We start from the raw sequence: 24,539 nt of genomic DNA, 5'->3' as shown, positions 1-24,539 counted from the left end.
GCCCCATGACCGCTACCGTTCCCAGCAAGCCACACGCGCGGCTGCGGCGCACCAAGAACAACATGGTCGCCGGTTGGATGAGGATCGGCGCGCAGACCCGGTTCTACGCCAAGACGCTTGGGGCGATTCCCGATGCCGTCATCAATTACCGGACCGAGTTGCTGCGGTTGATCGCCCAGATGGGGTTGGGTACCGGCGCGCTTGCGGTGGTCGGCGGAACCGTCGCCATCGTCGGCTTTCTCACGATGACCACCGGCGCGTTGGTGGCGGTGCAGGGCTACAACCAATTGGCGTCCGTCGGTGTGGAAGCCCTGACCGGATTCGCGTCGGCGTTCTTCAATGTCCGGCTAATCGTGCCCGGAACCACCTCGGTTGCGTTATCGGCCACCATCGGAGCGGGCGCCACCGCTCAGATCGGTGCGATGCGGATCAACGAAGAGGTCGACGCCCTGGAAGTGATCGGTATTCGCAGCGTCACCTACCTGGCATCCACGCGGGTGCTCGCCGGGGTGATCGTGGTGATCCCGCTCTACTGCGTTGCGGTCATGATGGCGTTCCTGGCCGCCCGCCTCGGCACCACCACCATCTACGGCCAGGGATCCGGTGTCTATGACCACTATTTCGACACCTTCCTCAACCCCACCGACCTGATCTGGTCGTTCTTCCAGTGTGTGGCGATGACCGTCGTGATCATGCTGGTGCACACCTATTACGGATACACCGCCAGCGGTGGGCCTGCCGGTGTGGGCGAGGCCGTCGGCCGGGCGGTGCGCACCTCGATGGTGATCGCCGCGGTCGAGATCGCGATGATCTCGCTGGCCGTCTACGGTCAATCCGGCAACTTCAACCTGGCTGGGTAGCGGTATGGAACCACGGCCAGGAGAACAACGCATCCCCACCGGGTGGTGGACGATCATCCTATTGGCGGCGATCGCCGCGTTCCTGTTCGCAACCTCGACGCTTTTTGCGGGCACGTTCAGGTCTTACGTCCCGGTGACTCTGACATCGGATCGCTCCGGGCTCATCTTGGAAACCAACGCCAAGGTCAAGTTGCGTGGTGTGCAGGTCGGACGGGTCAGCCAGGTGTCGACCGCCAAAGACGGCACCAGATTGACGCTGGAGATCCAGCCCGACCAGATCCGCTACATCCCGGCCAACGTGCAGGCACAGATCAGGGTCACCACGGCATTCGGCGCCAAGTTCGTCGACCTGGTCTATCCGCAGGACCCGAGCGCTGCCAGGCTTGCCGCCGGCGCGGTGCTGGTCTCGAAGAACGTCACCACCGAGGTGAACACGGTCTTCGAGAACGTCGTGGACCTGCTTGACATGGTCGATCCGGCGAAGCTGAACTCGGTGCTCAGTGCGGTGGCCGAGGGAGTGCGCGGGCAAGGCGAACGGATCGGTCAGGCCACCACCGACCTCAACGAGGTGTTGACTGCACTGAACGCACGCACTGAGACCATCCGCGCAGACTGGCGCTCATTCAAGAACTTCAACGACACCTACGCCGCGGCCGCCGACGATATTCTGACGATCCTTAACGCCGCCAGCACCACAAGCACAACCGTCGTGAATCATTCGGGTGCGCTGGATAGCTTGCTGCTCAACGTCATTGGCTTCGCAAAGTCCGGGACCGATCTGCTCGCCACGAGCAAGGACAGTCTCGTGGCATCGGTCAACACCCTCGAGCCGACGACGAACCTGTTACTCAAGTACAACCCGGAATACACCTGCTGGCTGCAAGGGGCGACGTGGTTCCTCAACAACGGCGGCTATTCGGTGTGGGGCGGCGCTGACGGTCGGACGATTCACCTCGATGTCGGCCTGCTGCTGGGCAACGACCCCTACGCCTATCCCGACAACCTCCCCATCGTGGCGGCAAAGGGCGGACCCGGCGGGAAACCCGGGTGTGGCTCGCTGCCCGACGCGACGAAGAACTTCCCGGTGCGCCAGCTCATCACAAACACCGGATTTGGAACCGGCGTCGATATCCGGCCCAACCCCGGCATCGGGCATCCCTGCTGGGGCGACTACTTCCCCGTCACCCGTGCTGCGCCTCGGCCGCCCAGCATCCGCCAGTGCCTCCCGGGGCCGGCGATCGGGCCGGTCCCATACCCCGGGGCACCGCCCTACGGTGCGCCGCTGTACGGGCCGGGCGGGGTGCCGCTGTGGCCCGGGGTGGCACCGGCAGGGCCCGCACCGGGGCCGGCGCAGCCAGACCAGAACGGCCAGACGCCGCCGTGACCGCCGACGATCTGCACAACCCGGAGGGAAGCTGATGGGAAACTTCCGAGCAGCCGCCTGGCGTCTGGCCATCTTCTTGACGGTCTGCCTGTTGGGCGCGTTTACGCTGCTGACGATCTTCGCGGAGTTCCGGTTCACCGAGGGCAAGACGTACTCCGCCGTGTTCACCAACGTGTCCAACATGCGAAAGAACAGCCTGGTGCGGATCGCCGGCGTGGAAGTCGGCAAGGTTCAGACCATCACTGTGAACCGCGATGCGACCGTGCGGGTCGACTTCACTGCGGACGATTCCGTCGTCCTCACCGAAGGAAGCCGGGCAGTGATCCGATACGACAACCTGTTCGGCGACCGCTATCTGGCCCTGGAGGAAGGCACCGGGGGAGTCAAGAAGCTCAACCCAGGCGATACGATCCCAGCCTCGCGCACCCAACCCGCGTTGGATCTAGATGCGGTGATCGGTGGCTTTCGGCCGCTGTTTCGGGCGTTGAACCCGGAGCAAGTCAATGAGTTGAGCGGGCAGCTACTGCAGGCGTTTCAGGGACAGGGTCCCACGATCGGCTCGTTCCTGGACCAGGCGGCCGCGGTGACCAACACGCTGGCCGACCGCGATCAGCTCATCGGGCAGGTCGTCGACAATCTCAACGTCGTGCTGGGCTCGTTGAGCGGTCAGAGCGACAAGCTGGATAAAGCGGTGACATCGCTGTCGGAGCTCATCGGTCGTCTGTCGCAACGCAAGACGGACATTTCAAACGCGGTGGCCTACACCAACGCCGCCGCCGGTTCGGTTGCCGACCTGATGTCCCAAGCCCGAGAGCCCTTTCAGAAGGTGGTGCACGAGACCGACCGGACCGCGGGCATTGTGGTGGCCGACCACGAGTACGTCGAGAAGATCATCGACACCCTGCCGGACAAATACCGCGCGCTGGGCCGGCAGGGCATGTACGGCGATTTCTTCAGCTTCTACCTCTGCGACGTTGTGCTGAAACTCAACGGAAAAGGCGGCCAGCCTGTCTACGTCAAGGTCGCAGGCCAGAGCACGGGACGGTGCGCGCCGAAATGAGGTCATTCTCCGAACGCAGCCCCCTGATCATCGGCACCGTCGGCGTGGTGGCAGTCCTCACCGTCGTGCTGGCCGCGCTCAACTACCAGAAGCTGCCCTTCGTGAACCAGTCCAGGGACTATTCGGCGTACTTCGCCGACGCCGGAGGACTGCGCTCGGGCGCCTCCGTCGACATATCCGGCTTTCCGGCAGGCAAGGTGTCAAGCATCGAACTCGACGGACCCGGTGTGCTGGTCAAGTTCAGTGTCGACAAGACCATCTTCCTGGGAAACCGCACCGAGGCCGCGATCAAAACCAAGAGCTTGCTGGGCAGCAAGGTGCTCGACGTCATCCCCCGAGGGGATGCCGAGCTGGCCGCCCCCATTCCGATCGACCGGACGACATCGCCCTACCAACTGCCGGACGCGCTGGGCGATTTGGCCACCACCATCAGCGGGCTGAACACCAACCTGTTGTCGGACTCGCTGGCCACGCTGTCGCAAACGTTTGCCGACACCTCACCAGATCTGCGAAATGCTGTGTCCGGGGTGGCGCGGTTCTCGCAGACACTCAACGAACGCGACGCCCAACTGCGCAACCTGCTGGACAACGCGGCCAAGGCGACGGGCGTGCTCGCCAAACGCACTGACCAGGTGGTCAGTTTGGTGCACGACACCAACGCCTTGCTGGCCCAGCTGCAGACGCAAAGCGCTGCGCTGGATCAGATCTGGGGCAACATCTCGGCCGTGTCGCGGCAGTTGAAGGGATTCATCACCGAGAACCGACAGCAGCTGCGCCCCGCGTTGGACAAGCTCAACGGGGTACTGGCCATTGTCGATGACCGTAAGGAGCGCGTGCGACAGGCCATCAAGCTGCTCAACTCCTACGCCATGTCGCTTGGCGAATCCGTGTCGTCTGGTCCGTTCTTCAAGGCATACGTGGTCAACTTGTTCCCGGGTCAGTTCGTGCAGCCGTTCGTCGATGCCGCATTCTCCGATCTGGGGCTGGACCCGTCGACGTTGCTTCCGTCGCAGCTAACCGATCCGCAGACCGGCCAGCCCGGAACTCCGGCATTGCCGGTGCCGTACCCGCGGACAGGGCAAGGAGGGGAGCCGCGTCTGACGCTGCCCGATGCCATCACCGGAAAGCCCGGCGAAGAGGGGTGCGGTCCGCCAGGCTTGCCGCTGCCCGGCCCTACAGGCTGCTATCCCTACCGCGAACCACCGCCGGCCCCGCCGCCAGGCGGCCCGCCACCGGGTCCGCCGGCGCCGTCGCCGCCGCAGCTGCAGTCCACGCCTGAACCGACACCGTCGCCGGTCTATGTTCCCGCACCCGGCGAGGTGCCGCCGCTGGCACCCGGGGGCCAACCATGATGGCGCGGCTGCGACGTCCACGCGTCCTGCTGGCGATCTTGCTCGCCCTTGTGCTCGTCGCCGGTGTGGTCGTTGTCGTGCGGGTCGCCGATCAGGTCGCAAAAACAACGGTGATCGCCTATTTCGACAACAGCACCGGAGTGTTCCCCGGCGACGACGTGCTCATCCGGGGCGTGCCGGTAGGCAAGATCGACAAGATTGAGCCGCAGCCCGAGCGGGCAAAGATCACCTTCTCGTTTGATCGCGACTACAAGGTGCCGGCCGACGTCAAAGCTGCGATCTTGTCGCCCCAGCTGGTAACGGGTAGGGCCATCCAGCTGACGCCGCCCTACACGGCTGGCCCGACGATGCAGGACGGCGCGGTCATACCGCAGGACCGCACCGCGGTGCCGGTCGAGTGGGACGACATCCGTGTCCAACTCGAGCGGGTAACCAAACTGTTGCAGCCCGACAAGCCGGGCGGCGTCAGCACGCTCGGTGAGTTCATCAACACCGCGGCCACCAACCTACGGGGGCAAGGCGCCAACATCCGCGACACCGTAATCAAGTTGTCGCAGGCCGTGTCCACGCTGGGCGACCACAGCAAGGACATCTTCGCCACCTTCAAAAATCTGTCGACCCTGGTGACCGCACTGCACGACAGCACCGATCTGCTCGAACAGCTCAACCAGAACCTGGCTTCGGTGTCCTCGGTGCTGGCCGACGACCCGAACAAGGTCGGTCAGGCGGCCCAGGACCTCAACTCGGTGGTCGGCGATGTGCAGAGCTTTGTGGCCGACAACCGCGAAGCGATCGGCACGACGTCGGACAAATTGACGTCGATCACGAAGGTGCTGGTCGACAGCCTCGATGACATCAAGCAGACACTGCATATTGCCCCGTCGACCATTCAGAACTTCAACAACATCTACGAGCCGGCCAACGGCTCACTGACCGGCGCGCTGGCAGTGAACAACTTCGCTAACCCGATCTCGTTCCTCTGCGGGGCGATACAGTCGGCCTCCCGGATGGGCGGTGAGCAAGCGGCAAAGCTCTGCGTGCAGTATCTGGCTCCGATCGTGAAAAACCGCCAGTACAACTTCCCCCCGCTCGGGGAGAACCTCTTCGTCGGCGCGGAGGCCAGACCCAATGAGGTCACCTACAGCGAGCCGTGGATGCGCCCGGACTATGTGCCACCGGCCCCCGATTCTGCGTTGCCGGCGGAGGCGGCACCGCCGCCGTCGGCTCCACCACCCGGGCCGCCACTAGCCGCCGAGGCGACCAGCGCAAACGAGCCGGCCGCACCTACCGTTGCCACGGATCCCGGGGCGGGCCTGCCCGGAATGATGGTTCTCCCCGGAGGTGGCTCATGAGACGGCACCCGTTGCGCCGCTTGGCGATACACCTGGCGATGACGATCGTGGTGTTGGCCGCGGCGTCCGGCTGCGCCAGCTGGCGCGGGCTCAACACGCTCTCGCTGCCGGGCACTCAGGGCGGCGGCCCCGGCTCCTTCGAGATCCAGGCACAGATGCCGGACATCAGCAACCTGCAGCCGAATGCACGAGTACGGGTCGCAGACGTAACGGTGGGCACCGTGACCAAGATTGAGCGCCAGGACTGGCACGCGCTGCTGACGATGAAGCTCAACGGCGGTGTCGACATGCCCGCCAATGCGACCATCAAGCTCGGCCAGACCAGCTTGCTGGGATCGTTGCACGTCGAGCTGGCACCACCGACGGACGCCCCACCGCAGGGCAAGCTGCACAACGGCTCACTGATTCCGCTGTCGCACGGCGGAGCCTTTCCGACGGTCGAGCAGACGCTTGCGGCGCTGTCAATGGTGCTCAACGGTGGCGGGCTGGGCCAGGTGCAGGACATCACCGAGGCATTCAGCACCGCGTTCCGGGGCCGGGAGAAGGACCTGAGAAGCCTGATCGAGCAACTGGACAAGTTCACCGCATACGTCAACGACCAGACCGGTGACATCATCGCGGCCACCGACAGCCTGAACCAGCTGACTGGAAAGCTCGCCGCGCGCAAACCCGTTCTGGACAAGGCGCTCAACACCATTCCCGATGCACTCGCGGTGCTCAACAACGAGCGGGACAACCTCGTCGAGGCCGCCGATCAGCTCGGCAAGTTCAGTGCCTTGACCGTCGACACGGTCAACCAAACCAAGGAAAACCTGGTCAAGGAGCTGAGACAGATCGGACCCGTGTTGGAGTCGCTGGCCAACGCCGGCCCCAGCCTCACGCGATCACTCGGCCTGATTCCCACCTACCCGTTCCCGAACGAGACGATCGAGAAATGGCAGCGAGGCGACTACGCCAATCTCACGGCGATCGTCGACCTGACGCTGAGCCGCATCGACTCGGGATTCTTCACCGGAACCCGGTGGGAATGCGATCTGACCGAGCTGGAGCTCCAGTGGGGCCGCACGATCGGCCAATATCCGAGTCCGTGCACCGCCGGGGGGCCGAACAACCCGGGCAACCCGCTGACCATCCCGTACCGCTGGGATCAGGGGCCATAAATGCATTTACCTCGACGGATGAAAATCCAACTGGCCCTCTTTGCCGTGATCGCGCTCGTTGCGATGGCCACAATGGCGCTTCACTTCATGAAATTGCCGGCCAGGGTATTCGGTGTCGGCCGCTATACGGTGACCTTGCAACTGCCGGAAACCGGCGGGCTCTACAGCACCGGCAATGTCACCTATCGCGGCACCGAGGTGGGCCGGGTCCAATCGGTGCACCTGACCGACAGCGGTGTCGAAGCGCAGTTGTCGCTGAAATCCGGGATCGACATCCCATCGGATCTCAAGGCCGAAGTGCACAGCCAGACGGCGATCGGTGAACAGTTCGTCGAGTTGCTGCCCCGCAACGGCACCTCAGCTCCGCTGAAGAACGGCGACGTGATTCCGGTAGCCGACAGCACTGTGCCGCCCGACATCAACTCGCTGCTCGACACCCTGAACAACGGTCTGAAGGCAGTGCCTCGCGAGAACCTGAAGACCGTCATCGACGAGTCCTACACCGCCGTGGGCGGTCTCGGCCCCGAACTGTCCCGCCTGGTCAAGGGCTCATCCGAGCTGGCCATCGAGGCACGCAAGAATCTGGACCCACTGATCGCACTGATCGACCAATCCAAGCCGGTCCTGGATTCGCAGACCAACACGTCCGATGCGATTCAGGCGTGGGCGTCAAACCTGGCCACCGTCACCAGTGAGTTGCAGAAGCATGACGCCGACGTCGCCGGCGTCATCGACAAGGGCGGCCCCGCCGCCGGCGAGGTACGCCAGCTGGTCGAGCGGCTAAAACCGACGTTGCCGATTCTGCTGGCGAATATAGCCAGCATTGGCCAGGTCGGGCTGACTTACCAAAACGACATCGAGCAGCTGCTGGTATTGCTGCCTCAGTCCGTCGCCTACGGCCAGGCGGGCTTGGTGGCCAACGTCAACACCAAGCAGGACTACAAAGGCCAATACCTGAGCTTCAACCTCAACCTCAACCTGCCGCCGCCATGCACCACCGGTTTCCTGCCGGCACAGCAGCAGCGGATACCCACGTTCCAGGACGCTCCCGACCGCGCACCCGGCGACCTGTATTGCAGGGTCCCGCAGGACTCGCCGTTCAATGTGCGCGGTGCCCGCAACATCCCGTGCGAAACAGTGCCGGGCAAGCGCGCACCGACGGTGAAGATGTGCGAAAGCGACGAGCAGTATGTGCCGCTCAACGACGGCTACAACTGGAAGGGCGACCCCAACGCCACGCTGTCTGGTCAGGACATCCCACAGTTGCCGCCCGGAACGCCGCCTGCAGCCGCACCCGGTCCTGCCCCGCCAACATCGGCGGGACCCGCCCCGCCGCCGATCGCCACCGCAGAATACGACCCAGCAACCGGCAAGTATGTCGGCCCCGACGGAAAGGTCTACACCCAATCCGACTTGGGCCAGCCTGCGCCAGAGGAGAAGACATGGCAGAACATGCTGCTGCCCCCGCCAGCGGGCTGAATACCGCAGCGGCGCAACGGCATTTCGTGACCACCGAGGGGCGTCCTGCGACACCTTCGTCCACGACAATGAACGGAACAACGGTATGCCGCTAGCAACTGAACGCACCGATATAGACGATGTCCTCGACATCCAGGACTACTCGGCAGAGCCCGCCACAGACAACGCAGACGGTGCGCCCGCTGCGAGGCCGAAAGCACCTGTCTCAACGGTGAGGCGAGCGATAGTGGTCGGCGCTGCAGCTGTTGTCGCCTTGGCGACACTGGCGGGGTGGTTGGGCTTTCGCGCCTACCAGGCGCACCAAAGTCTTTCTGAGCGAAGCCAATTCCTACAGGCGGCCAGGCAGGGCGCGACGAATTTGACGACGATCGACTGGCAGCAGGCCGATCGTGATGTGCAGCGCATTCTGGACGGGGCCACTGGAGGGTTCTACGACGACTTCGCCAAGCGTGCACAGCCGTTCATCGATGTGGTCAAGAAATCGCAATCGTCCACGGTCGGCACGGTCACCGACGCAGGACTGGAGTCACAGTCCGCCGACAGCGCTCAGGTATTGGTAGCCGTGACCGTGACGACGTCGAATGCCGGTGCACCGCAGCCGGATCCGCATGGATGGCGACTGCGCATCACCGTTCAGCACGTCGGCGACCAAGCGAAGGTGTCTAACGTGGAGTTCGTGCAATGAGGTGGCCGACGTCCCACCGCGCCGGCGGCCCCACAGATTCCGAATCCGTCGACGACCCGCCCACATCGACGTCAACGGCCCCTGCTGTCGACGAGATCGACGACAGCAACGACGATATCGGCGCATCCGCGACAGCTCCATACGCAGACGAAGCGCACAACGATGAGCGGCCGCCAAGCCGGCGCGATGGTTGGTCGCGGGTCGTCGCCTACGCCCTCCTACCGGCATTGGCGTTGCTTATCGCATCGGCCGCAGGCTATTTGAAGTGGCAGGAGGCCACCCTGCGCGAGGACCTGGCAGCCCACCCGCCATCCGTGCAGGCCGCGGTCGACGGCACCGTCGCCCTGCTGTCCTACCGGCCGGAGACCGTCGACAAGGACCTCGAAGCGGCCAAGAGCCGCATGACCGGAAAGTTCCTGGACGCCTACACCTCGTTGACCCGTGATGTGGTGATTCCTGGCGCTAAACAAAAGCAGATATCGGCGAAGGCCACCGTCGCGGCCGCAGCGCTGACGTCGCAGACCGCCAGCCACGCCGACGTGCTGCTGTACGTCAATCAGACCGTCATCGTCGGTCACACCGCGCCGACCAACACCGCATCCAGCGTTCGCGTCACGCTCGACAACATCGACGGCCGTTGGCTGATCTCACAATTCGCCCCCGTGTGATGTCGGGGCCGATGCGAGCGGTGATCGACCGTTCATCGACCATGTCGTCGATGGGCGTCTTGGCGGCCTGCGCGGTGGCCGGCGCCGCGATGTTGGGGCTGGCTCCATGTGCGCGTGCCGACGTAGTGGCCTACCTGGTCAATGTGCATGTGCGGCCTGGCTACAGCTTCCCCACCGCCAACGCTGCCCTTGGCTACGGGTACGGCATCTGTGACAAGGTGTCGGCCGGCCGCGCCTACGCACAGGTCATGGGTGAGGTCAAGGCCGACTTCGAAACCTCGGATGAATATCAAGCGTCGTATCTGATCAATCAGGCTGTCAACGAGCTGTGCCCGGCACAGATCTGGCAGCTGCGGAACTCGGCGGCACATTACCGGCCGCCCCCAGTCGGATGATGGAAGGGAAACCGAGATGCGGTATCGGCGCCTGACATTGGCTACCTTGGTGGCCATCGGTGCGGTGACAGTGCCGTGCACCCCAGCCGCACATGCCGACAACAAGCGCCTCAATGACGGGGTGGTTGCCAATGTTTACACCGTCCAGCACCAGGCGGGCTGCACCAACGACATCAAGATCAATCCGCAGCTGCGGTTGGCCGCACAATGGCACACCGACGACGTCCTCAACAACCGAAACCTCGACGGCGACATCGGTTCTGACGCATCGACACCACAAGATCGGGCCGCGGCGGCGGGATTTCACGGGACGGTGGCTGAGACCGTGGCGATCAATCCCGCGCTGGCGATCAGCGGCATCGAACTGATCAATCAGTGGTATTACAACCCGGCATATCTCGCGATCATGCAGAACTGTGCCTACACCAACATCGGCGTGTGGTCACAGAACAGCCTTGATCGCACCGTCGTCGTCGCCGTGTACGGACAACCGCAATAGCGCTAACAGGAAAAGGTGCGCCCACAAGGGGCGCACCTTTGCCGGAACGCATTCCGCCGCAACGTGTTCCGTGGTGTCGCGGGATTTGCCGGGCTAGGGCAGCGACGCGGCCAGCCGCGCCGCGCGCCAGTTGGCGACGGCGCGGACACCGCGGACGCTGCGGTGGACTATGCCGACGACCGCCGGGATGAGGGGAGGGGACATGACCATCAGAAGGAAGCCGATCATGGTGAAATACTGCGACACGGTTTAGCTCTCATTTCTGCGCGGTGGGCATAAGTTCTGAATTCCGACGGCGCTTCGTGCACCGCCTGCCTGATGTTGTTGTTCTCCCAGTCTCGTCACGTTCTCCCCGATGCGCGTCTCCCCATCGAGCAGTTCTCGTCTCCCCAAGGGGGCAAATCGGTCGGCGATGGCGGTGTCAAAACGACGTTGCCGTTCGAGGAGCCCGGAGTACGGTGAAACTGCCGCAGCAAAGGATGGCGATGGGAGCGCGGATACGGGTCGTACGATCCAGTTGCCCTGGCGGTCGGATCAGATCCGCACCGGCAGCGCTTGTCGGGCGAGCGGGGAGTGGCGATGAGTAGTCCCGACGACACACAGCGCAGGCTCGCTACCGGAATCGTCGCTGAGCTCGAGGCCGAGGGTTACGAAGATGCCCAGCCCGTCGGCCGAGGCGGCTTCGGTGTCGTCTATCGCTGCGAGCAGCCGTCATTGGATCGCGTCGTGGCGATCAAGGTACTCAATTCCGATCGCGACGATCTCGACCTCGAGCATTTCGCCCGCGAGCAGCGCGCGATGGGGCGGGTGTCAGGGCATCCGAACATCGTGCCGGTCCTGCACAGCGGCCTGACCTTCACGGGCCGTCCGTACATCGTGATGCCCTATCACAGTCGCGACACGCTGGGCTCCTGGATCAAGGGCCACGGGCCGCTCGAGGTCCACGAGGCGTTGACAATCGGGGTGCGATTGGCCGGTGCCCTGGAAACCGCTCACAGAGCCGGCGTTCTTCATCGGGACGTCAAGCCGCCCAACGTCCTGCTCACCAATTACGGTGAACCGCAACTCGGCGACTTCGGCATTGCGCGCATCGCGGGCAGCCGCGAGACGGCGGCGAACATCTTGGTCGGATCCCCGTCGTACACCGCGCCCGAGCTGTTCGAGGGAGGCGCCGCGTCGGTCGCCACCGACGTTTATGGGTTGGCCGCCACCCTCTTCTCACTGCTCAATGGCGAACCGCCATTCAAGTTTCGCCCCGGCGAGAACCCCATCGCCTTTGCTCGTCGCGTGCTGGCGGGCCCGATCCCGGATCTGCGTGCCAATGGCGTGCCCGACCCGGTTAGCTCGGCATTGGAACTCGCACTGGATACCGACCCCGCCCGCCGACCCGCCTCTGCCGTGGCGTTCGGGGAGATCCTGCGTGCGGCAGGCGCTCACGTCGGGCTCACCATCGCCGATGTTCCGCTCGAGTTGTCGCCCCTGCCGGCGCAGGCAGACGGGGCCGCCGCCGATATCGGCATGGCCGGACCGACAGCACTCGGACACTCGGGTCCGCGTGGACCACGGTCGCCCGGCGCGTACTCGATGCGGAGTGCGCACTATCCGCCGAGCGCGCCGACGCGGTTTCGTCCGCCCACCTTCACGCGCCCCACGGTTCGGCGGCACCGAATCCTTGAGCGCCTCGGTTCGGGACGACGACCAAAGCTGGTGCTCATTCACGCCCCCGCCGGCTACGGCAAGAGCACCCTGGCCGCGCAGTGGGGCGAAGCCCTTACCCGCGATGGTCTGAAGGGCGCGTGGTTGGCCATCGACAGCGACGACAACAATGTGGGCTGGTTTCTCGCCCATCTGATCGAGGCGATCCGGCGCACGATGCCCGACCTGGCCGACGCGCTACAGCAAGAGTTCGACGGACATGTGGACAACGCGCAGCACTATGTGCTCAACGCCTTGATCGATCACCTGCACCACGACAAAGAAACCCTCGTCTTGGTGCTCGACGACTGGCATCGCGTACAGAACACCGAAACCACCGACGCGCTGACCTACCTGCTCGAAAACAGCTGCCATCACCTCCATGTGGTTGTCGCAAGCCGAAACCGCACCGGCCTTGCGCTCAGCACGCTTCGTGTCCAGGGTGAACTCGTCGAAATCGACGCCACGCATCTACGCTTCGACACCTCCGAATCCCAGGCGATGCTGGTCGATCAATGCGGCCTGCACCTGACCGCAGCACACATAGCCGAGTTGGAGGAGTGCACAGACGGGTGGGCCGCGGCATTGCAGCTGGCGTCGCTGACGCTGCGTGAGCAGGCCGATCCGGCCGCGCTCATCGAGCATCTGTCCGGGCGCAACGAAGCTTTGGGCGAGTACCTGGCATCGAACGTCCTGGACAGCCTCGAACCGGATCTGCTCGATTTTCTGCTCGCGACCTGCATCCCCAAACAGGTCTGCAGCGGTCTTGCCACCGCGCTGACCGACAACCGCCGCAGCCGAAACCTGCTCGAAGAGATCGCGAGACGTGACCTGTTTCTGCGCAGGACCGACGTCGAGGGAACCTGGTTCGAATACCACCACCTATTCGCCGAGTACCTGCTGCACCGCCTCGAACGAGACGCAGAAGATCGGATACCACAGCTACACCGCAGAGCCGCGCAGTGGTTCGCCGAACACCAAATGCTCAGCCAGGCTGTCGATCACTTGATCCTCGGTGGTCAGGCTCGGCAGGCGGTGGACGCTGTCGAGCGCGCAGCCACCGATCTGATGGAACAGTCTCAGATGAGCACGTTGATCGGGCTTGCGGCCAAGCTGCCTGCCCAATATGCCGACGCGCGCCCGAGGCTTCAAGTCGACCTCGCGTGGGCGAATGTCGTCCTTCACCGACTGGCGGCCGTCGAGGAGGCGCTACATCTGGCCGAATTGGGCATGGACGCGGCCGCAACGGATGAAGCTGGCGACCTGCGCGCCGAGATGAACCTGATTCGCGCCGTGATCGCCGCCTTCCAGGACCGCGTCGACGGCGTCACCGTAGCCGCCGTTGAGGCGTGCGTCGACAGGTCCGACACGCTACGGCCCTTCATTCTGTGCCGCGCGGCCGACCTCGCATCCTTTCGTGCGCTTCGGGCGTCAGACTTCGATGACGCGCTGCGCTGGCAGCGGTGGGGACGCCAGTTCCACGATCGGATCTCCGGCACACTGAGCGTGAGCTACGGCTACTGTTTTGCCGCGCTTGCCGCCAACGAGCAGCTCGACATCGCTGGCGCCGAAGCCCACCTGCGGCACGCGATGCGTATCGCGCTCCTGCCGTCGGGTCGCCCCGCCTACGTCGCAAAGCTCGGCGGAGCACTGTTGGGAGAGCTGTGGTACGAACACGGCCAACTCCACGAAGCCGAAGCACTGCTCGACGACGCATATGAGTTGGGCGCCGAAGGCGGAATCGTCGACTTCATGCTTGCGAGTTTCGGGACCGGAGCGCTGCTGAAGTTTTCCCGAGGTGACGCAGCGGCCGCGCACAGCCGACTCGCCGAGGGCCTCGATATCGCCAAGCGACTGCAACTCCCGCGGTTGCAGGCCGGGTTGCTCCTTGACAGTGTCCGGATCGCCGCGCTGTCGGGTGAGCCCGTCGACGAGCTTGTCGCACAGCGAATCACGCTTTCGAGTTCCGAACGCCTCGGCGACACCGACGGCGACACAGCCGAACTCGTCGAGGCTGCACAGATCCGAATGAAGTTGATCGAGGGGACACCTTCGGCGTGTGACGAAGCCGTCGGGCGAGCCCGGGCTTGCCTTCAACGGGCCGATCAAAATGACCGCCCCCGTGCCCGCCTTCGCGCGAGACTGCTACTCGCGCACTGTCTCGATGCTGCCGGCAATCACGACGAGGCGATCCGCGTCCTAGGTCCCGCGTTGAGAACCTGTGCCGCGCTTGGGCTTAGCCAGTTGCTCATCGACGAGGGGCCGCAGATGGTTCGCCTGGCCCAGGACGCCGCCGACACCGGCGGGTCCAGTCTTGCGGATCAGGCCCAGCCAGCCAACCTTCGCGATTTCGTGTCGAATTTGGTCGAGACCTCAGATCGCTGACGCATCACAGGTTCGGCTGGGCGGTCAACTCGCGGGTGCGGGCGCGCTTGTCGAGGTAGCGCTCACGGGTGACCAGATACACCGGGAAAGCCATCGATACGCCGATGTAGGACAAGGCCACGAAGGTCCAGCCCCACTTGTACCCCAGTCCGATCCGCTTGCTGTCGGTCACGACCCACACCATGAACACCAGCCACGCTATGGCCATGTCGATGGTGAGGAAGGCGGCGGTGCCGCCGGCCGCCAGCGCGTCACCAAAGAACGCGACCGGGTTGAGGATGTTTCCGCCGGCCGCCATCCAGGAAAATGCGTGTGGCCAGGTCAGCACCAGCGCCGCGGCCCCGACAATGAGGTAGAAGGCGTGACGGACGTTCGTCGGTGTGGATGCGGCCATAGACAAGTTCCTTGAGTGACTGACTAGATGGGATGCGGCTGCGTGGGTGTTTCGACTGATCCCCTCACGGCGCCTTCCTTGTCACCCGTGGCTGATCTTTGCGGCAGAAAAGACGCCGCCGTGCGCACCAGCACGACCGCGAAGCCGATGCTGAGCCCGGTTGCCGTCGCGATCATTGGCGTCGAGGGGTGCTCGAGGTGCACGGCGATGATGGTGGGCCAGCCCGCGCCGAAGTTGGCGCCGAAGAATGTGAACGGAAACAGGACGAACAGAGTCAGCAGTTGCCACTGACTGCCGCAGCGGGCGCGCAGCCGCGATGCCGCCACGGCGAAGCAGATCACTTGAGCGGCCTCAAGTACGCCAATCACCAACGGGTACTGCAAGATCCGGAAGACGTGTGGCCCCCAGTAACTGTACGTGCCTCCGTTTATGCCGACCATTTCGAACACCATGGACATCAGCAGCTCGACGCCGGCCCAGATGTAGACTCCGTGCCGGGTAAGTGTCCCCCGCCCGATTGCGCGGGCGATGAAGATTGCTGGGCTGGCGTACAAGACCACGTAGCCACTGTGCGTCCAGATCGGCTGCGGGACGCCGAAAGCGGTGAAATGCGTGAACATGCCCTCTGTCGAGTAGAAGTAGAGCATCATCGCCACGTCGTAGAGCGGCTCGGCGAAGGCGCCGACCATGGCGGCCAACACCATGAGCGCGTAAAAAGGAGTGCGCTCTCGCGTCCCCATCCGAATGGCCAGCCCAAGGATCACAGCGGTCAGCGCCCAGCTGCCATACGTCAGGATCGCCTGCGTGGTGAGATTCAGCGCGTGATCGACCGGCGGCACACAGTCACGCTATGGGCACACGGCGAAAGTCGCGTCCCCCGACGAGGGGCTTTTGGATCCCTCTGAAGAGAGTGGCGTCACGCGCGCAGCTGGTGATACCTGGCGACCGCATCGGTTCGGTTGGCCGCGCCCAGCTTTCGCAAGATGTGTTTGACATGTGATTTCACGGTGCCCTCCGCCACGAATAAACTCAGAGCGATCTGCGCGTTGGTCCGACCGGTGGCCAGACCACGCAACACGTCGATTTCTCGGGCGGTCAGGTCGCTGAGATGGCCGCTGGCCTGGCTGAATGTCTTATGCTGCAGCGGTTCTGGTGTCTGCGACAGCCGTTCCACCGGTGCGCAGGCAGGGCCGGCGCGCTCGATCACTTCGAGTGTGAAGTCGTCGGCGAGCGCGTTCGCCGCGCGCAGGTGTGCGTCGGCGGCTCGGCGCATCGCCTGGAGGCGGTCCATCATCAGGTTCCGTTCGAATGCGATACCGAGGCCCTCGGCGAATATTCCCAGCACATCTCGATCAATCTCATACACGCCTGGACGCTCGGTGCGGTCGGCGTGCAGAAGTCCGATCGGTCTGCCCCAACCGAGCACGGGTGCCGCCACGTAGGACATCGTGTTGGTCACCGCGACCAGTTCGGGGTGAACGCGAGGGTTGGACTGTGGGTTGCGGACCAGGATGGGAACCGAACGCCGTACCATCTCGTTTTCCAGCAGCTGACCGGTCAGGCGCCGCGGATTAGCCGCACCGGCCCGGACCATGGCCTGGGCGAACTCCTCGTCCTCGCCCGCCCATGCCGAGCATGCGATCCAATTGCCCTCGCGTATAACGGAAAACAGGATTCGGCTGAATCCCATCCGGCACGCCGCCGCGGGTGCGCGCTCGGCGAGGGCGGCAGCGGACGCCATGCCACGCAATCCGCTCAGTGCTTCCTGCGCGCCGACCATCATCTGGTTGTGGCGGGCCAGGATGGCGTCCTTCAGCGATACTTGCGCCAGTTCCGACCGCAGCAGCAACGCCGCGATCTCGGCGTGGCACCCGTCGTGCTGAGCCGTAAGGGAGCCTTCGAGGTACTCGCACAGCGCCCGCCGGGCCGCGGATAGCGCCGCATCGGCGGCGTTAAGGTCATCGTCGCCGAAGCTGGGACAGAGTTCGCGTCCGTTGAGAACGTGTCGGGTCAGACGGACGATCTCACGGGCGCGATCGATGTCATCTGCAGCTTGGGTCGTGCGGTTCGCCAGCATCACTTCTCCTCTGGTGTGACGGGCACCACAAGAGTGCCTCGGCGTGGCTTAAATGTCAAACATTTGATATGGTCAGACCGAATAGCTCTGTCGTTCGACGATGAGAGGCATGGCGCCGAGATGTTCACCACCGATCAGTTGGAATTCGCCACCGCGATCGAGCAGTTCTGTGCGAGAAACTGCGCCACGGCCCAACAGCGCGAGGCGCTCACCGATGGTGGACGGCTGTCGAATAGCCCGCAGATCCTCAAACAGTTCGCCGAGCTGGGCTGGCTTGGGGTATCGCTACCCGCCGACTACGGTGGTGGGGGCGCTGGGATGGTCGAAGAGTGCATCTTCCTCGAGGAGACCGCCCGCGGTCTGGCGCCGATCCATGCCTACGGCACGGGGCTGACCGCCGCCCAGACCTATCTGCGGCACGGTGATGAGCAGCAGAAGAAAGAAGTGTTGGGCAATCTGTGCAGCGGCCACTTCGAAGCCATCGCACTCTCCGAGCCCGGTGCTGGGTCCGACCTCAGCGGCGTGGTCACCAAGGCGGTGCGTGACGGCGACCGGTTCGTCGTCAACGGCCAGAAGACCTGGATCACCGCCGCGCATCTGGCCGACCACCTGCTGGTGCTCACGCGCACCGACTCCACCGTCGGTAAGCACAACGGGCTGACGCTGCTATACCTCACGACGGACACGCCTGGCCTGGATATCCGGCCGATCGCGACGATGGACGGCCACACCGTCAACGACGTGTTCTTCACCGACGTGTCGATCCCGGTGGCCAACGTCATCGGCGGCATCGGCGATGCCTGGCACCGCTTGATGCGTGGGCTTAACGTGGAACGGCTCATCATCGCAGCGATGTCACTCGGGGCGGCACGCCGGTCGCTGGAAGACACCATCACCTACGTGCGCACTCGTGAGCAGTTCGGCAAACCCATCGGCGCCTTCCAGGCGGTCCGGCACACCATCGCCGATCTCGCCACCGAGATTGAGTATTGCCGGGCCTTCGTCTACCACGTAGCCGAACAGATCGACGCCGGCTTGGAAGACCAATTGGCCCGCGAGGGCTCGATGGCCAAACTGAAGTGCACCGAGGTAGCCAAAACGGTGGCCCTGGAAGGTCTTCAGCTGATGGGTGGGAACGGTTACACCGTGGAGTTCGGCATGGAGATGCAGGTTCGCAAGGCGTTGGCGCCGCCGATCTACGGTGGCGCCAACGGGATTCAACGCGAAATCATCGGCAAGAGCCTCGGCCTGTAGGCCGACGAGAAGGGACAGCGACCATGAGCGCAACGAAGCGCGACATCTTCGCACCTGACCTGTTGGCGGACAAAAGGATCCTGATCACCGGCGGCGGGACCGGCCTGGGCCGGGGGGTGGCGGCGCACCTGGTCAGCTACGGCGCCCAGGTGCACTTGTGGGGCAGACGCGAGGCGGTATTGGCCGAGGCCGCCGAGGAGGTCGCCGGCGGCCGTGCGGGCGCGGCACACTATCAGGCCGTCGATGTGCGCGATTCCGCGTCGGTGGACGCTGCAGTCAGCGAGATCTGGGAGCGGCACGGGCCGCTGACCGGGCTGCTCAACAACGCCGCGGCCAACTTCATCGCCCCGACTGCCACGCTGAGTCAGCGGGCTTTCGAGGCGGTGACGTCGACTGTGATGACGGGTTCGTTCAACACCACAGTGGCCGTCGGCAAGCGCTGGATCGCGGCGGGTCTGCCCGGTGCGGTGCTGTCGAACCTCACCACATGGGTGTGGTCCGGGTCGGCATTCGTGGTGCCGTCGGCCATGGCCAAGGCGGCGGTGCATGCGATGACAATGTCACTGGCGGTGGAGTGGGGGAGATACGGGATCAGGATCAACGCCCTTGCGCCCGGACCCATCCCGACCGAGTACGCCTGGGAGATGCTCAACCCGACCGACAAGAGTTCGGTGGGGGCCACGCAGGTGGATCAGATTCCGCTCGGCCGCTCCGGAACGATCGACGAGTTGGCCAACCTGACCATCTTCGCGTTCTCGGACGCCTGCGACTACCTGACCGGCGAAACCATCGCAATGGACGGTGGTCAGCGTCTGGCCGGGCCGAACACCTTCGCCGGTCTCACGGCGATGAGCGATGCCGACTGGGCCGAAGCCCGGGAGCGCAGCAAGGCCTCCTCAGCGGCCGCCAAGTCGGCACGCTCGGTATAGCACCGGCCAAACCGACCGCCGGGTCAGCGGCTTCAAGAGAGGTCAGCGACTTGCCTTGGTGGACGCGGTCAGCGCGGCGATCTTCGTCAGGTTCTGGATGTAGATCCCTTGTCTGGTCCAGGTTGTCGCTCCCTGGAGGCTGTCCACGCGGATTCGGTCCCAGCTCCTGGCCGCGCTGGATGGAGGCGGGCACAACGCTAATGGTGCCGACGCCGAGTAGCCAAGCGACGTGGATCAGTTGAGCGCGCCGGCCAGCCGTGCGCCTGCGTCCAGGAAGGACTCGACCAGTTCCGCATCGGCGTAATACGGGTCGCCCACACCGGCTTCGAAGCGCCTGCGACTGTATTCGTAGAGCGCGGCGAGTTTGAACATCGCAAGGGTCGCATACCAATTGACGTTCGACACGTCGGCGCCGCTGCGCTCGGCATAGCGGTCGAGCAGCTCGGCACGGCTCGGGTAGCCCGGCTCAAGCACGGCGGCGCCCATCGCCGCGGTCGGAACGAGCGGCTCGCCCGGCGCCGGGTATGAGGTGAGAAGGTATCCCAGGTCGGCAAGCGGATCACCGATGGTGGCAAGCTCCCAGTCCAGAACCGCCGCGACACAACCGGTTTGCAGGTCGACGATCGTGTTGCCGATGCGAAAATCATTGTGGACGATCGAGGTTGCCGACTCGGCTGGCACGTGCGCGCACAGCCAGTCATCAAGAGTAGAGAAGGCCTTCGGCACGTCGCCGTCAATCGCGACCAGCGACCGCATACGCTGCAACTGGCGCGTGTTGAATCCCTCGGGCCGACCGAAACCGTCGAGCCCGACCTCACGCCAGGGCACGGCGTGCAGGGCGGCCAACGTATCCACCAGTGATTCGCCGATGCACCGCCGCAGCCCCTGGTCATGCGGCGATGCCGGCGTTGCTTCGGTGATCACTGCCCCCTCGACGTAGTCCATGACGAACAATGGAACGTCGAGCAGCTCGCCGACGGCCGCGGTGGCCAACACGCGCGGCGCAGGGACCTCGGTGTCCGCGAGTGCCGCCAGCAGTCGGGCTTCACGCAATACGTCGTGGGCACCCGGTGGCATCGGCGGCGGTGGTGGCCGGCGCACCACCACTTGCGAATTGCCGTCTGACACCAGGAATGTCAGGTTGGAATGGCCGTCTCCGATGGCGGTGGCGGTCACCGCCGGGCCGCACAGCCCGTGTCCGGCCAAGAACCGGCCAAGGTCGTCAAGCTGGCCGTCCGACCATGTCCACATCAGGTGTGCTGCCGTATCAGATAGTCCAGATAGGCGCCATGCCAATGTGTTTCGAATTGACCCGCGCCCGGTTCGCCGTCGATGGTGGCTCGACAGGCGCCTTCGCGGATCACCGTTTGCGCCCTGTCATGGGTCGGTAACTCGATGACCCCGAAGACGTCGAGCTCCAGCTCGGTGCGGCCACCGGCAACGTCGATCAAGGTGGCCTGCAGCCGGCGCTGGTGCATCTGGTCCCCGTAGTCGGCGTGGTGTTCGATTCCGCTGACCGCGTGCGTAACCCCGTCACGCGCAACGTATCCGGCGAAACCCCAGACACCTCTGGCGATCCAGATCCACCCGTTGACTGCGCGGCCCGATTCCGTGTAAGCGACGAACCATTTCCAATGCTGGGGTACACCCCAGTCCCGAACTCCCCACGAATGATCGCGATGCCCCATCCGGTCCCACGGGATGTGTCGTCCGGCGATGTCGATCCCACCGCGCACCCGGCCGGTCTGCTCGATGCGATTCTGCGCGAACCACGACGGCAGCCCGTCGGGATTGCTGCGGTAGCTGAACGCATCGTGAATGCCGGTGAAGGCGAACTCGATTCGGACGTCGTCGCGGTCGTAGGCCATCAGGCAGGACTTCAGCGGCTCCGGCTGGGCCAGCGTTAGTCCGTCGAATGAGAAGTCGTCGAGGTCGGCGTGATCGGGTACCCGTCCGTTGTGCAGATGCATGGCCAGCGGCTGTGCATCGGGCCCCCATACGCACACGTTGTAGCCGGCTTTGCCGCTACCGGTGAGGTAGAGGTAGACCTGCACGCCGAGCTGATGCTCGGGCATGGTCAGCTGCCAGAAAAGGCTGTCGCGAGTGCGTTCCCCGGCCACGGCTCGATGCCGCAAATCATCGGCGGCCCGAAGGCCGCGGTCTTTTTGTTCAGCTGTGGTCACGGGGCACCCATCTGCACGGTCAGTGTCTGCCCGCGGCTGCTCATTTCCTGGCCAGCCCACAACGAGGTGTTCTCCATGTTGCGCACGAGCGCGTTCTTGGCTGACCGCACACCGTATTCGGGGTTGGCCGTGATGGCTTGAGCAAGCTCGATCGCGGCGTCGTACGCCGTGCCGGTCTCGGTGAGACGGTCCACCAGCCCGATGCGCTTGGCTTCGGCGGCTCGCACCGTCCGCCCGGTGTACGCCAGTTCGGCGGCACGGCCATACCCGACAAGCCGGATCAGATTCCATGACGTGCCGAGCTCACCGATCGACAGCCCGATGCGCACGAAGCCGGCGCTGAAACTCGCGGTTGCATCGGCGACCCGGATATCGGTGGCCAGCGCCAGTGACAGCCCGCCCCCGGCGGCCGGACCGCTGACGGCGGCGATCACCGGATAGGGCAGCGCTCGCAGTCCGGTGGAGCCGGCGGCCGCCGTCTCCACCAGGTCGGTGAACTCCGGGATTGACATTCGGGTCAGGACATCGACCTCAGCCAGGTCGAAACCGGTGCAGAACGCCTTACCGCCCGCGCCGTTGACGATCAGTGCCCGCAGTGGTGCATTGCGCAGAGTCGCTGCGCTCCAGGCGATCTCGCCGAACATTTCCACGGTCTGCGAGTTCCCCCTGTCGGGGCGATTGACCGACATCGCCACGATTCCGTCACCGTGGTCGGTGAAGGAGACCGTGCGGGCGGTGCCCAGTTCTTCGAGGATGTCGGCCAGTGGGCGGCGCGACACCCGGTTCCAGGCACTCATCGGCCGGAGAAGTTCGCCGGGCGCTTAGCCTTGAAGGCCTCCAATGCCTCGGTCATGTCGTCGCAGCGCGTCAAGAGCGCCTGCCCGCGGTTTTCCAGCTCCAATGCGGCTGCGAACGAGGCGATCTCCATGTTGGCCTGCAGGGCGCGCTTGGACATCCGGATCCCGCCGGGGGAGTTGGCGCAGATCTTGCGCGCCATCTCCAGCGTCTGCTCGAGCAGGTCGTCGGGTCCGGTGACGCGGTTGAGCAAGCCGAGCTGTTCGGCCTCGTCAGCCTCGACAATGCGTCCGGTGAAACCGATTTCGGCGGCCGCCGAGGGGCCGATCAGTCGGGGAAGTAACCACGAGGCGCCCAGGTCGCCTGCGGACAGCCCGATCCGGACGAACGCGGCGTTGAACTTCGCCGCGGGGGAACCCAGCCGGATGTCGGCCATCAGGGTCAGCGACATGCCGCCGCCCGCTGCAGGCCCGTTGACCGCGGCGATAACCGGAACCGGGATTGCCCGCACCGCGCTCAGCGCCCGGGCGGCGCGCTCCTGGAGGTCGAGCATGCCCAGGGCCCCAAGGGTTGGCAGTTTTTCTGCTTCGTCGAGGTCATAGCCCGCGCAGAATGCTTTTCCTGCTCCGGTCAAGATCATTGCCCGGACCTCGCGGTCCTCGCCGATCGCGCGCGCCAGCGATTCCAGCTCGTCGAACATCGGAACCGTCATCGCGTTGAGCCGCTCGGGCCGGTTCAGCGTCACCTGGACCACACCATCGGCGGGCGATTCGACTGCCAGGGTCTGATACTGGCGTTCGCGATCGATCATCAAACAATCTCCGTTCGTTGCCCGTTGCCGTTCAGCACCGGTGACGACGAACCGCTGAGCACGGCCCGAATTCCCGCCAGGATCTGGTGGGTGGCCGCCAGCGTCTGTTCGTCGGAAAGCCCCCACGGCGGTGCGGTCGCGTCGACATGGTCGAATCCCTGCGAGGCCGCTTGCAGGCGCGCGGGGAAGTCTTGCGGTGTGCACGCGACGGCGATCGCGTCGACGGCCGCATCCGGGACCGCCGCGATCAGGGCGGCGCTGTCACGATCCCGTGCCGCTTCGCGGATCTCTAGCTGGGCGCCCGACCAGCCGTGCAGAGCGAACAGTCGGTCATAGACCCTCGATGCGGCGTACTGGCCGATCGCGAAGGCCGCCCGCCGTCTTGCCGCTTCCTCGTCGTCGTCGATCGCGCACATCCGGATTCCGGTGACGACGATCTGGTCGGCGGCGCGACCGGCCTGGCTTGCGCCTGCGGCGATTTCGGGGCGCACCACCTGTTCGACGTAGTCGGCGGTGAACATCGGATGCCCGATGATCCCGTCGGCCACCTGCCCTGCTGTGCGCAGCATCAAAGGGTTGACACCGGCGATCCAGATGGGCAGATGATCGCGCAGCGGAGGCGACATATCGGCACCGGGCACGACGTGCACGGTGTAGAACTGGCCGTCGTGGTGCACCGGCCCTTCGTGCAGCCGCCAGAGCTTGCGCAGCACGACGATCAGTTCGGCCATCCGAGCCGCGGGCGCCTGCCCGCTGGTGCCGTGCCAGTTCTGCATCATCGTGGCGGTGCCGTTGCCAAGCCCCAGGATTAGCCGGCCACCGGATAACTCGTCGAGATCGCGCGCCTCGGCCGTCCACATCAGCGGCGATCGGCCCACACCGTAGGCGATGTTCGACCCGATGAGCACTCGGCGCGTCGTGGCGGCCAGCACCGCCATCGGTATCGTCGCCGAGCGGCTGTACAGCTCACTGGACCACACCGCAGCGCATCCCACCGCCTCGGCCTCGCGGCCGAGTTCGGTTATCGTGTCGAACCGCTGCCGCCCGCTACCGCAACCGAATGCGTTGATACCGTACGACGTTCGCGACGGGCCACCGACATGTGGCGCGATATCCATCTAA

Annotated in this window: 22 protein-coding genes and 1 pseudogene; 14 read left to right on the top strand and 9 right to left on the bottom strand. The window is 64.8% G+C overall.

Annotated elements, in window-relative coordinates; genetic code table 11:
• Positions 1-5: 5 nt before the first annotated feature.
• The 11 genes and pseudogenes from MYCSM_RS22540 to MYCSM_RS22490 form a co-directional block, all read left to right on the top strand.
• Positions 6-860 (top strand): ABC transporter permease, encoded by an 855-nt coding sequence (locus tag MYCSM_RS22540; protein ID WP_015308483.1) that lies wholly within the window; start codon positions 6-8, stop codon positions 858-860.
• Positions 861-864: 4 nt separating this feature from the next.
• Positions 865-2,244: an MCE family protein gene (locus MYCSM_RS22535; protein WP_015308482.1), complete on the top strand. Its 1,380-nt coding sequence runs from the start codon at positions 865-867 to the stop codon at positions 2,242-2,244.
• A gap of 34 nt (positions 2,245-2,278) precedes the next feature.
• Positions 2,279-3,304: a virulence factor Mce family protein gene (locus MYCSM_RS22530; protein WP_015308481.1), complete on the top strand. Its 1,026-nt coding sequence runs from the start codon at positions 2,279-2,281 to the stop codon at positions 3,302-3,304.
• Entirely contained in the window at positions 3,301-4,656 is a 1,356-nt protein-coding gene (locus MYCSM_RS22525; protein ID WP_015308480.1) for a virulence factor Mce family protein, read from the top strand. Before MYCSM_RS22530 ends, MYCSM_RS22525 begins: the two co-directional genes overlap by 4 nt.
• Positions 4,653-6,008: a virulence factor Mce family protein gene (locus MYCSM_RS22520; protein WP_015308479.1), complete on the top strand. Its 1,356-nt coding sequence runs from the start codon at positions 4,653-4,655 to the stop codon at positions 6,006-6,008. Before MYCSM_RS22525 ends, MYCSM_RS22520 begins: the two co-directional genes overlap by 4 nt.
• A 38-nt stretch (positions 6,009-6,046) precedes the next feature.
• Positions 6,047-7,168, top strand: coding sequence for a virulence factor Mce family protein (locus MYCSM_RS22515; protein WP_442928538.1), 1,122 nt, complete (start codon positions 6,047-6,049; stop codon positions 7,166-7,168).
• A complete protein-coding gene (locus tag MYCSM_RS22510) occupies positions 7,169-8,647 on the top strand; it encodes an MCE family protein (RefSeq protein WP_015308477.1) in 1,479 nt (492 codons plus the stop codon).
• 85 nt (positions 8,648-8,732) lie between these two features.
• On the top strand, positions 8,733-9,332 hold the full coding sequence (locus MYCSM_RS22505) for a hypothetical protein (RefSeq protein ID WP_051073800.1): 600 nt from the start codon (positions 8,733-8,735) through the stop codon (positions 9,330-9,332).
• Between the two features lie 227 nt (positions 9,333-9,559).
• A complete protein-coding gene (locus tag MYCSM_RS22500) occupies positions 9,560-10,000 on the top strand; it encodes a hypothetical protein (protein WP_157681516.1) in 441 nt (146 codons plus the stop codon).
• Positions 10,001-10,050: 50 nt separating this feature from the next.
• On the top strand, positions 10,051-10,395 hold the full coding sequence (locus MYCSM_RS22495) for a DUF732 domain-containing protein (protein ID WP_041314694.1): 345 nt from the start codon (positions 10,051-10,053) through the stop codon (positions 10,393-10,395).
• 31 nt (positions 10,396-10,426) lie between these two features.
• Positions 10,427-10,888, top strand: a pseudogene (locus MYCSM_RS22490) (CAP domain-containing protein); the annotation flags it as partial.
• A 99-nt stretch (positions 10,889-10,987) separates the two neighbouring features.
• Here the strand turns inward: MYCSM_RS22490 and MYCSM_RS38745 are convergent.
• Entirely contained in the window at positions 10,988-11,122 is a 135-nt protein-coding gene (locus tag MYCSM_RS38745) for a hypothetical protein (protein WP_257720767.1), read from the bottom strand.
• 351 nt (positions 11,123-11,473) lie between these two features.
• On the opposite strand from MYCSM_RS38745, the gene MYCSM_RS22485 reads away from it, so the two are divergent.
• Entirely contained in the window at positions 11,474-14,974 is a 3,501-nt protein-coding gene (locus MYCSM_RS22485) for a serine/threonine-protein kinase (RefSeq protein WP_015308471.1), read from the top strand.
• A 4-nt stretch (positions 14,975-14,978) separates the two neighbouring features.
• Here the strand turns inward: MYCSM_RS22485 and MYCSM_RS22480 are convergent, their stop codons facing one another.
• From MYCSM_RS22480 to MYCSM_RS22470, 3 genes are all read right to left on the bottom strand, one after another.
• Complete coding sequence (locus MYCSM_RS22480) at positions 14,979-15,368, bottom strand: DUF2834 domain-containing protein (RefSeq protein WP_015308470.1); 390 nt, start codon at positions 15,366-15,368, stop codon at positions 14,979-14,981.
• 23 nt (positions 15,369-15,391) lie between these two features.
• A complete protein-coding gene (locus MYCSM_RS22475; protein WP_015308469.1) occupies positions 15,392-16,207 on the bottom strand; it encodes a hypothetical protein in 816 nt (271 codons plus the stop codon).
• 77 nt (positions 16,208-16,284) lie between these two features.
• A complete protein-coding gene (locus tag MYCSM_RS22470; RefSeq protein ID WP_015308468.1) occupies positions 16,285-17,445 on the bottom strand; it encodes a LuxR C-terminal-related transcriptional regulator in 1,161 nt (386 codons plus the stop codon).
• Between the two features lie 120 nt (positions 17,446-17,565).
• On the opposite strand from MYCSM_RS22470, the gene MYCSM_RS22465 reads away from it, so the two are divergent.
• Both MYCSM_RS22465 and MYCSM_RS22460 read left to right on the top strand, forming a co-directional pair.
• Positions 17,566-18,699, top strand: coding sequence for an acyl-CoA dehydrogenase family protein (locus MYCSM_RS22465; RefSeq protein WP_015308467.1), 1,134 nt, complete (start codon positions 17,566-17,568; stop codon positions 18,697-18,699).
• 23 nt (positions 18,700-18,722) lie between these two features.
• Entirely contained in the window at positions 18,723-19,628 is a 906-nt protein-coding gene (locus MYCSM_RS22460) for an SDR family oxidoreductase (protein ID WP_015308466.1), read from the top strand.
• Between the two features lie 234 nt (positions 19,629-19,862).
• Here the strand turns inward: MYCSM_RS22460 and MYCSM_RS22455 are convergent, their stop codons facing one another.
• From MYCSM_RS22455 to MYCSM_RS22435, 5 genes are read right to left on the bottom strand one after another with little or no spacing between them, the layout of a single operon-like run.
• Complete coding sequence (locus MYCSM_RS22455) at positions 19,863-20,879, bottom strand: phosphotransferase family protein (RefSeq protein WP_015308465.1); 1,017 nt, start codon at positions 20,877-20,879, stop codon at positions 19,863-19,865.
• On the bottom strand, positions 20,879-21,811 hold the full coding sequence (locus MYCSM_RS22450; RefSeq protein ID WP_015308464.1) for a DUF7064 domain-containing protein: 933 nt from the start codon (positions 21,809-21,811) through the stop codon (positions 20,879-20,881). Before MYCSM_RS22450 ends, MYCSM_RS22455 begins: the two co-directional genes overlap by 1 nt.
• The gene (locus MYCSM_RS22445; RefSeq protein ID WP_015308463.1) at positions 21,808-22,608 is read right to left on the bottom strand and encodes an enoyl-CoA hydratase/isomerase family protein; all 801 of its coding nucleotides are present in this window, start codon (positions 22,606-22,608) and stop codon (positions 21,808-21,810) included. The genes MYCSM_RS22450 and MYCSM_RS22445 overlap by 4 nt, the downstream gene beginning before the upstream one ends.
• Positions 22,605-23,417 carry an enoyl-CoA hydratase/isomerase family protein gene (locus MYCSM_RS22440; RefSeq protein ID WP_015308462.1) on the bottom strand — a complete coding sequence of 271 codons (813 nt, stop codon included), beginning with the start codon at positions 23,415-23,417 and terminating at the stop codon, positions 22,605-22,607. The genes MYCSM_RS22445 and MYCSM_RS22440 overlap by 4 nt, the downstream gene beginning before the upstream one ends.
• Positions 23,417-24,535, bottom strand: coding sequence for an LLM class flavin-dependent oxidoreductase (locus MYCSM_RS22435; protein ID WP_015308461.1), 1,119 nt, complete (start codon positions 24,533-24,535; stop codon positions 23,417-23,419). Before MYCSM_RS22435 ends, MYCSM_RS22440 begins: the two co-directional genes overlap by 1 nt.
• Positions 24,536-24,539 lie beyond the last annotated feature (4 nt).

Origin of the sequence: Mycobacterium sp. JS623 (assembly GCF_000328565.1) — a bacterium.
Classification (GTDB): Bacteria; Actinomycetota; Actinomycetes; order Mycobacteriales; family Mycobacteriaceae; genus Mycobacterium.
The sequence above is the reverse complement of the archived record's forward strand: the minus strand, read 5'-3'. Positions and strand labels throughout refer to the sequence as shown.

Coding starts and splice junctions, on each gene's coding strand:
- MYCSM_RS22530 (WP_015308481.1), top strand. CDS start 2,279: ATGGGAAACTTCCGAGCAGCCGCCTGGCGTCTGGCCATCTTCTTGACG.
- MYCSM_RS22435 (WP_015308461.1), bottom strand. CDS start 24,535: ATGGATATCGCGCCACATGTCGGTGGCCCGTCGCGAACGTCGTACGGT.
- MYCSM_RS22465 (WP_015308467.1), top strand. CDS start 17,566: ATGTTCACCACCGATCAGTTGGAATTCGCCACCGCGATCGAGCAGTTC.
- MYCSM_RS22505 (WP_051073800.1), top strand. CDS start 8,733: ATGCCGCTAGCAACTGAACGCACCGATATAGACGATGTCCTCGACATC.
- MYCSM_RS22460 (WP_015308466.1), top strand. CDS start 18,723: ATGAGCGCAACGAAGCGCGACATCTTCGCACCTGACCTGTTGGCGGAC.
- MYCSM_RS22480 (WP_015308470.1), bottom strand. CDS start 15,368: ATGGCCGCATCCACACCGACGAACGTCCGTCACGCCTTCTACCTCATT.
- MYCSM_RS22535 (WP_015308482.1), top strand. CDS start 865: ATGGAACCACGGCCAGGAGAACAACGCATCCCCACCGGGTGGTGGACG.
- MYCSM_RS22510 (WP_015308477.1), top strand. CDS start 7,169: ATGCATTTACCTCGACGGATGAAAATCCAACTGGCCCTCTTTGCCGTG.
- MYCSM_RS22525 (WP_015308480.1), top strand. CDS start 3,301: ATGAGGTCATTCTCCGAACGCAGCCCCCTGATCATCGGCACCGTCGGC.
- MYCSM_RS22495 (WP_041314694.1), top strand. CDS start 10,051: ATGGGCGTCTTGGCGGCCTGCGCGGTGGCCGGCGCCGCGATGTTGGGG.
- MYCSM_RS22440 (WP_015308462.1), bottom strand. CDS start 23,417: ATGATCGATCGCGAACGCCAGTATCAGACCCTGGCAGTCGAATCGCCC.
- MYCSM_RS38745 (WP_257720767.1), bottom strand. CDS start 11,122: ATGATCGGCTTCCTTCTGATGGTCATGTCCCCTCCCCTCATCCCGGCG.
- MYCSM_RS22445 (WP_015308463.1), bottom strand. CDS start 22,608: ATGAGTGCCTGGAACCGGGTGTCGCGCCGCCCACTGGCCGACATCCTC.
- MYCSM_RS22515 (WP_442928538.1), top strand. CDS start 6,047: ATGACGATCGTGGTGTTGGCCGCGGCGTCCGGCTGCGCCAGCTGGCGC.
- MYCSM_RS22540 (WP_015308483.1), top strand. CDS start 6: ATGACCGCTACCGTTCCCAGCAAGCCACACGCGCGGCTGCGGCGCACC.
- MYCSM_RS22520 (WP_015308479.1), top strand. CDS start 4,653: ATGATGGCGCGGCTGCGACGTCCACGCGTCCTGCTGGCGATCTTGCTC.
- MYCSM_RS22455 (WP_015308465.1), bottom strand. CDS start 20,879: ATGTGGACATGGTCGGACGGCCAGCTTGACGACCTTGGCCGGTTCTTG.
- MYCSM_RS22470 (WP_015308468.1), bottom strand. CDS start 17,445: ATGCTGGCGAACCGCACGACCCAAGCTGCAGATGACATCGATCGCGCC.
- MYCSM_RS22485 (WP_015308471.1), top strand. CDS start 11,474: ATGAGTAGTCCCGACGACACACAGCGCAGGCTCGCTACCGGAATCGTC.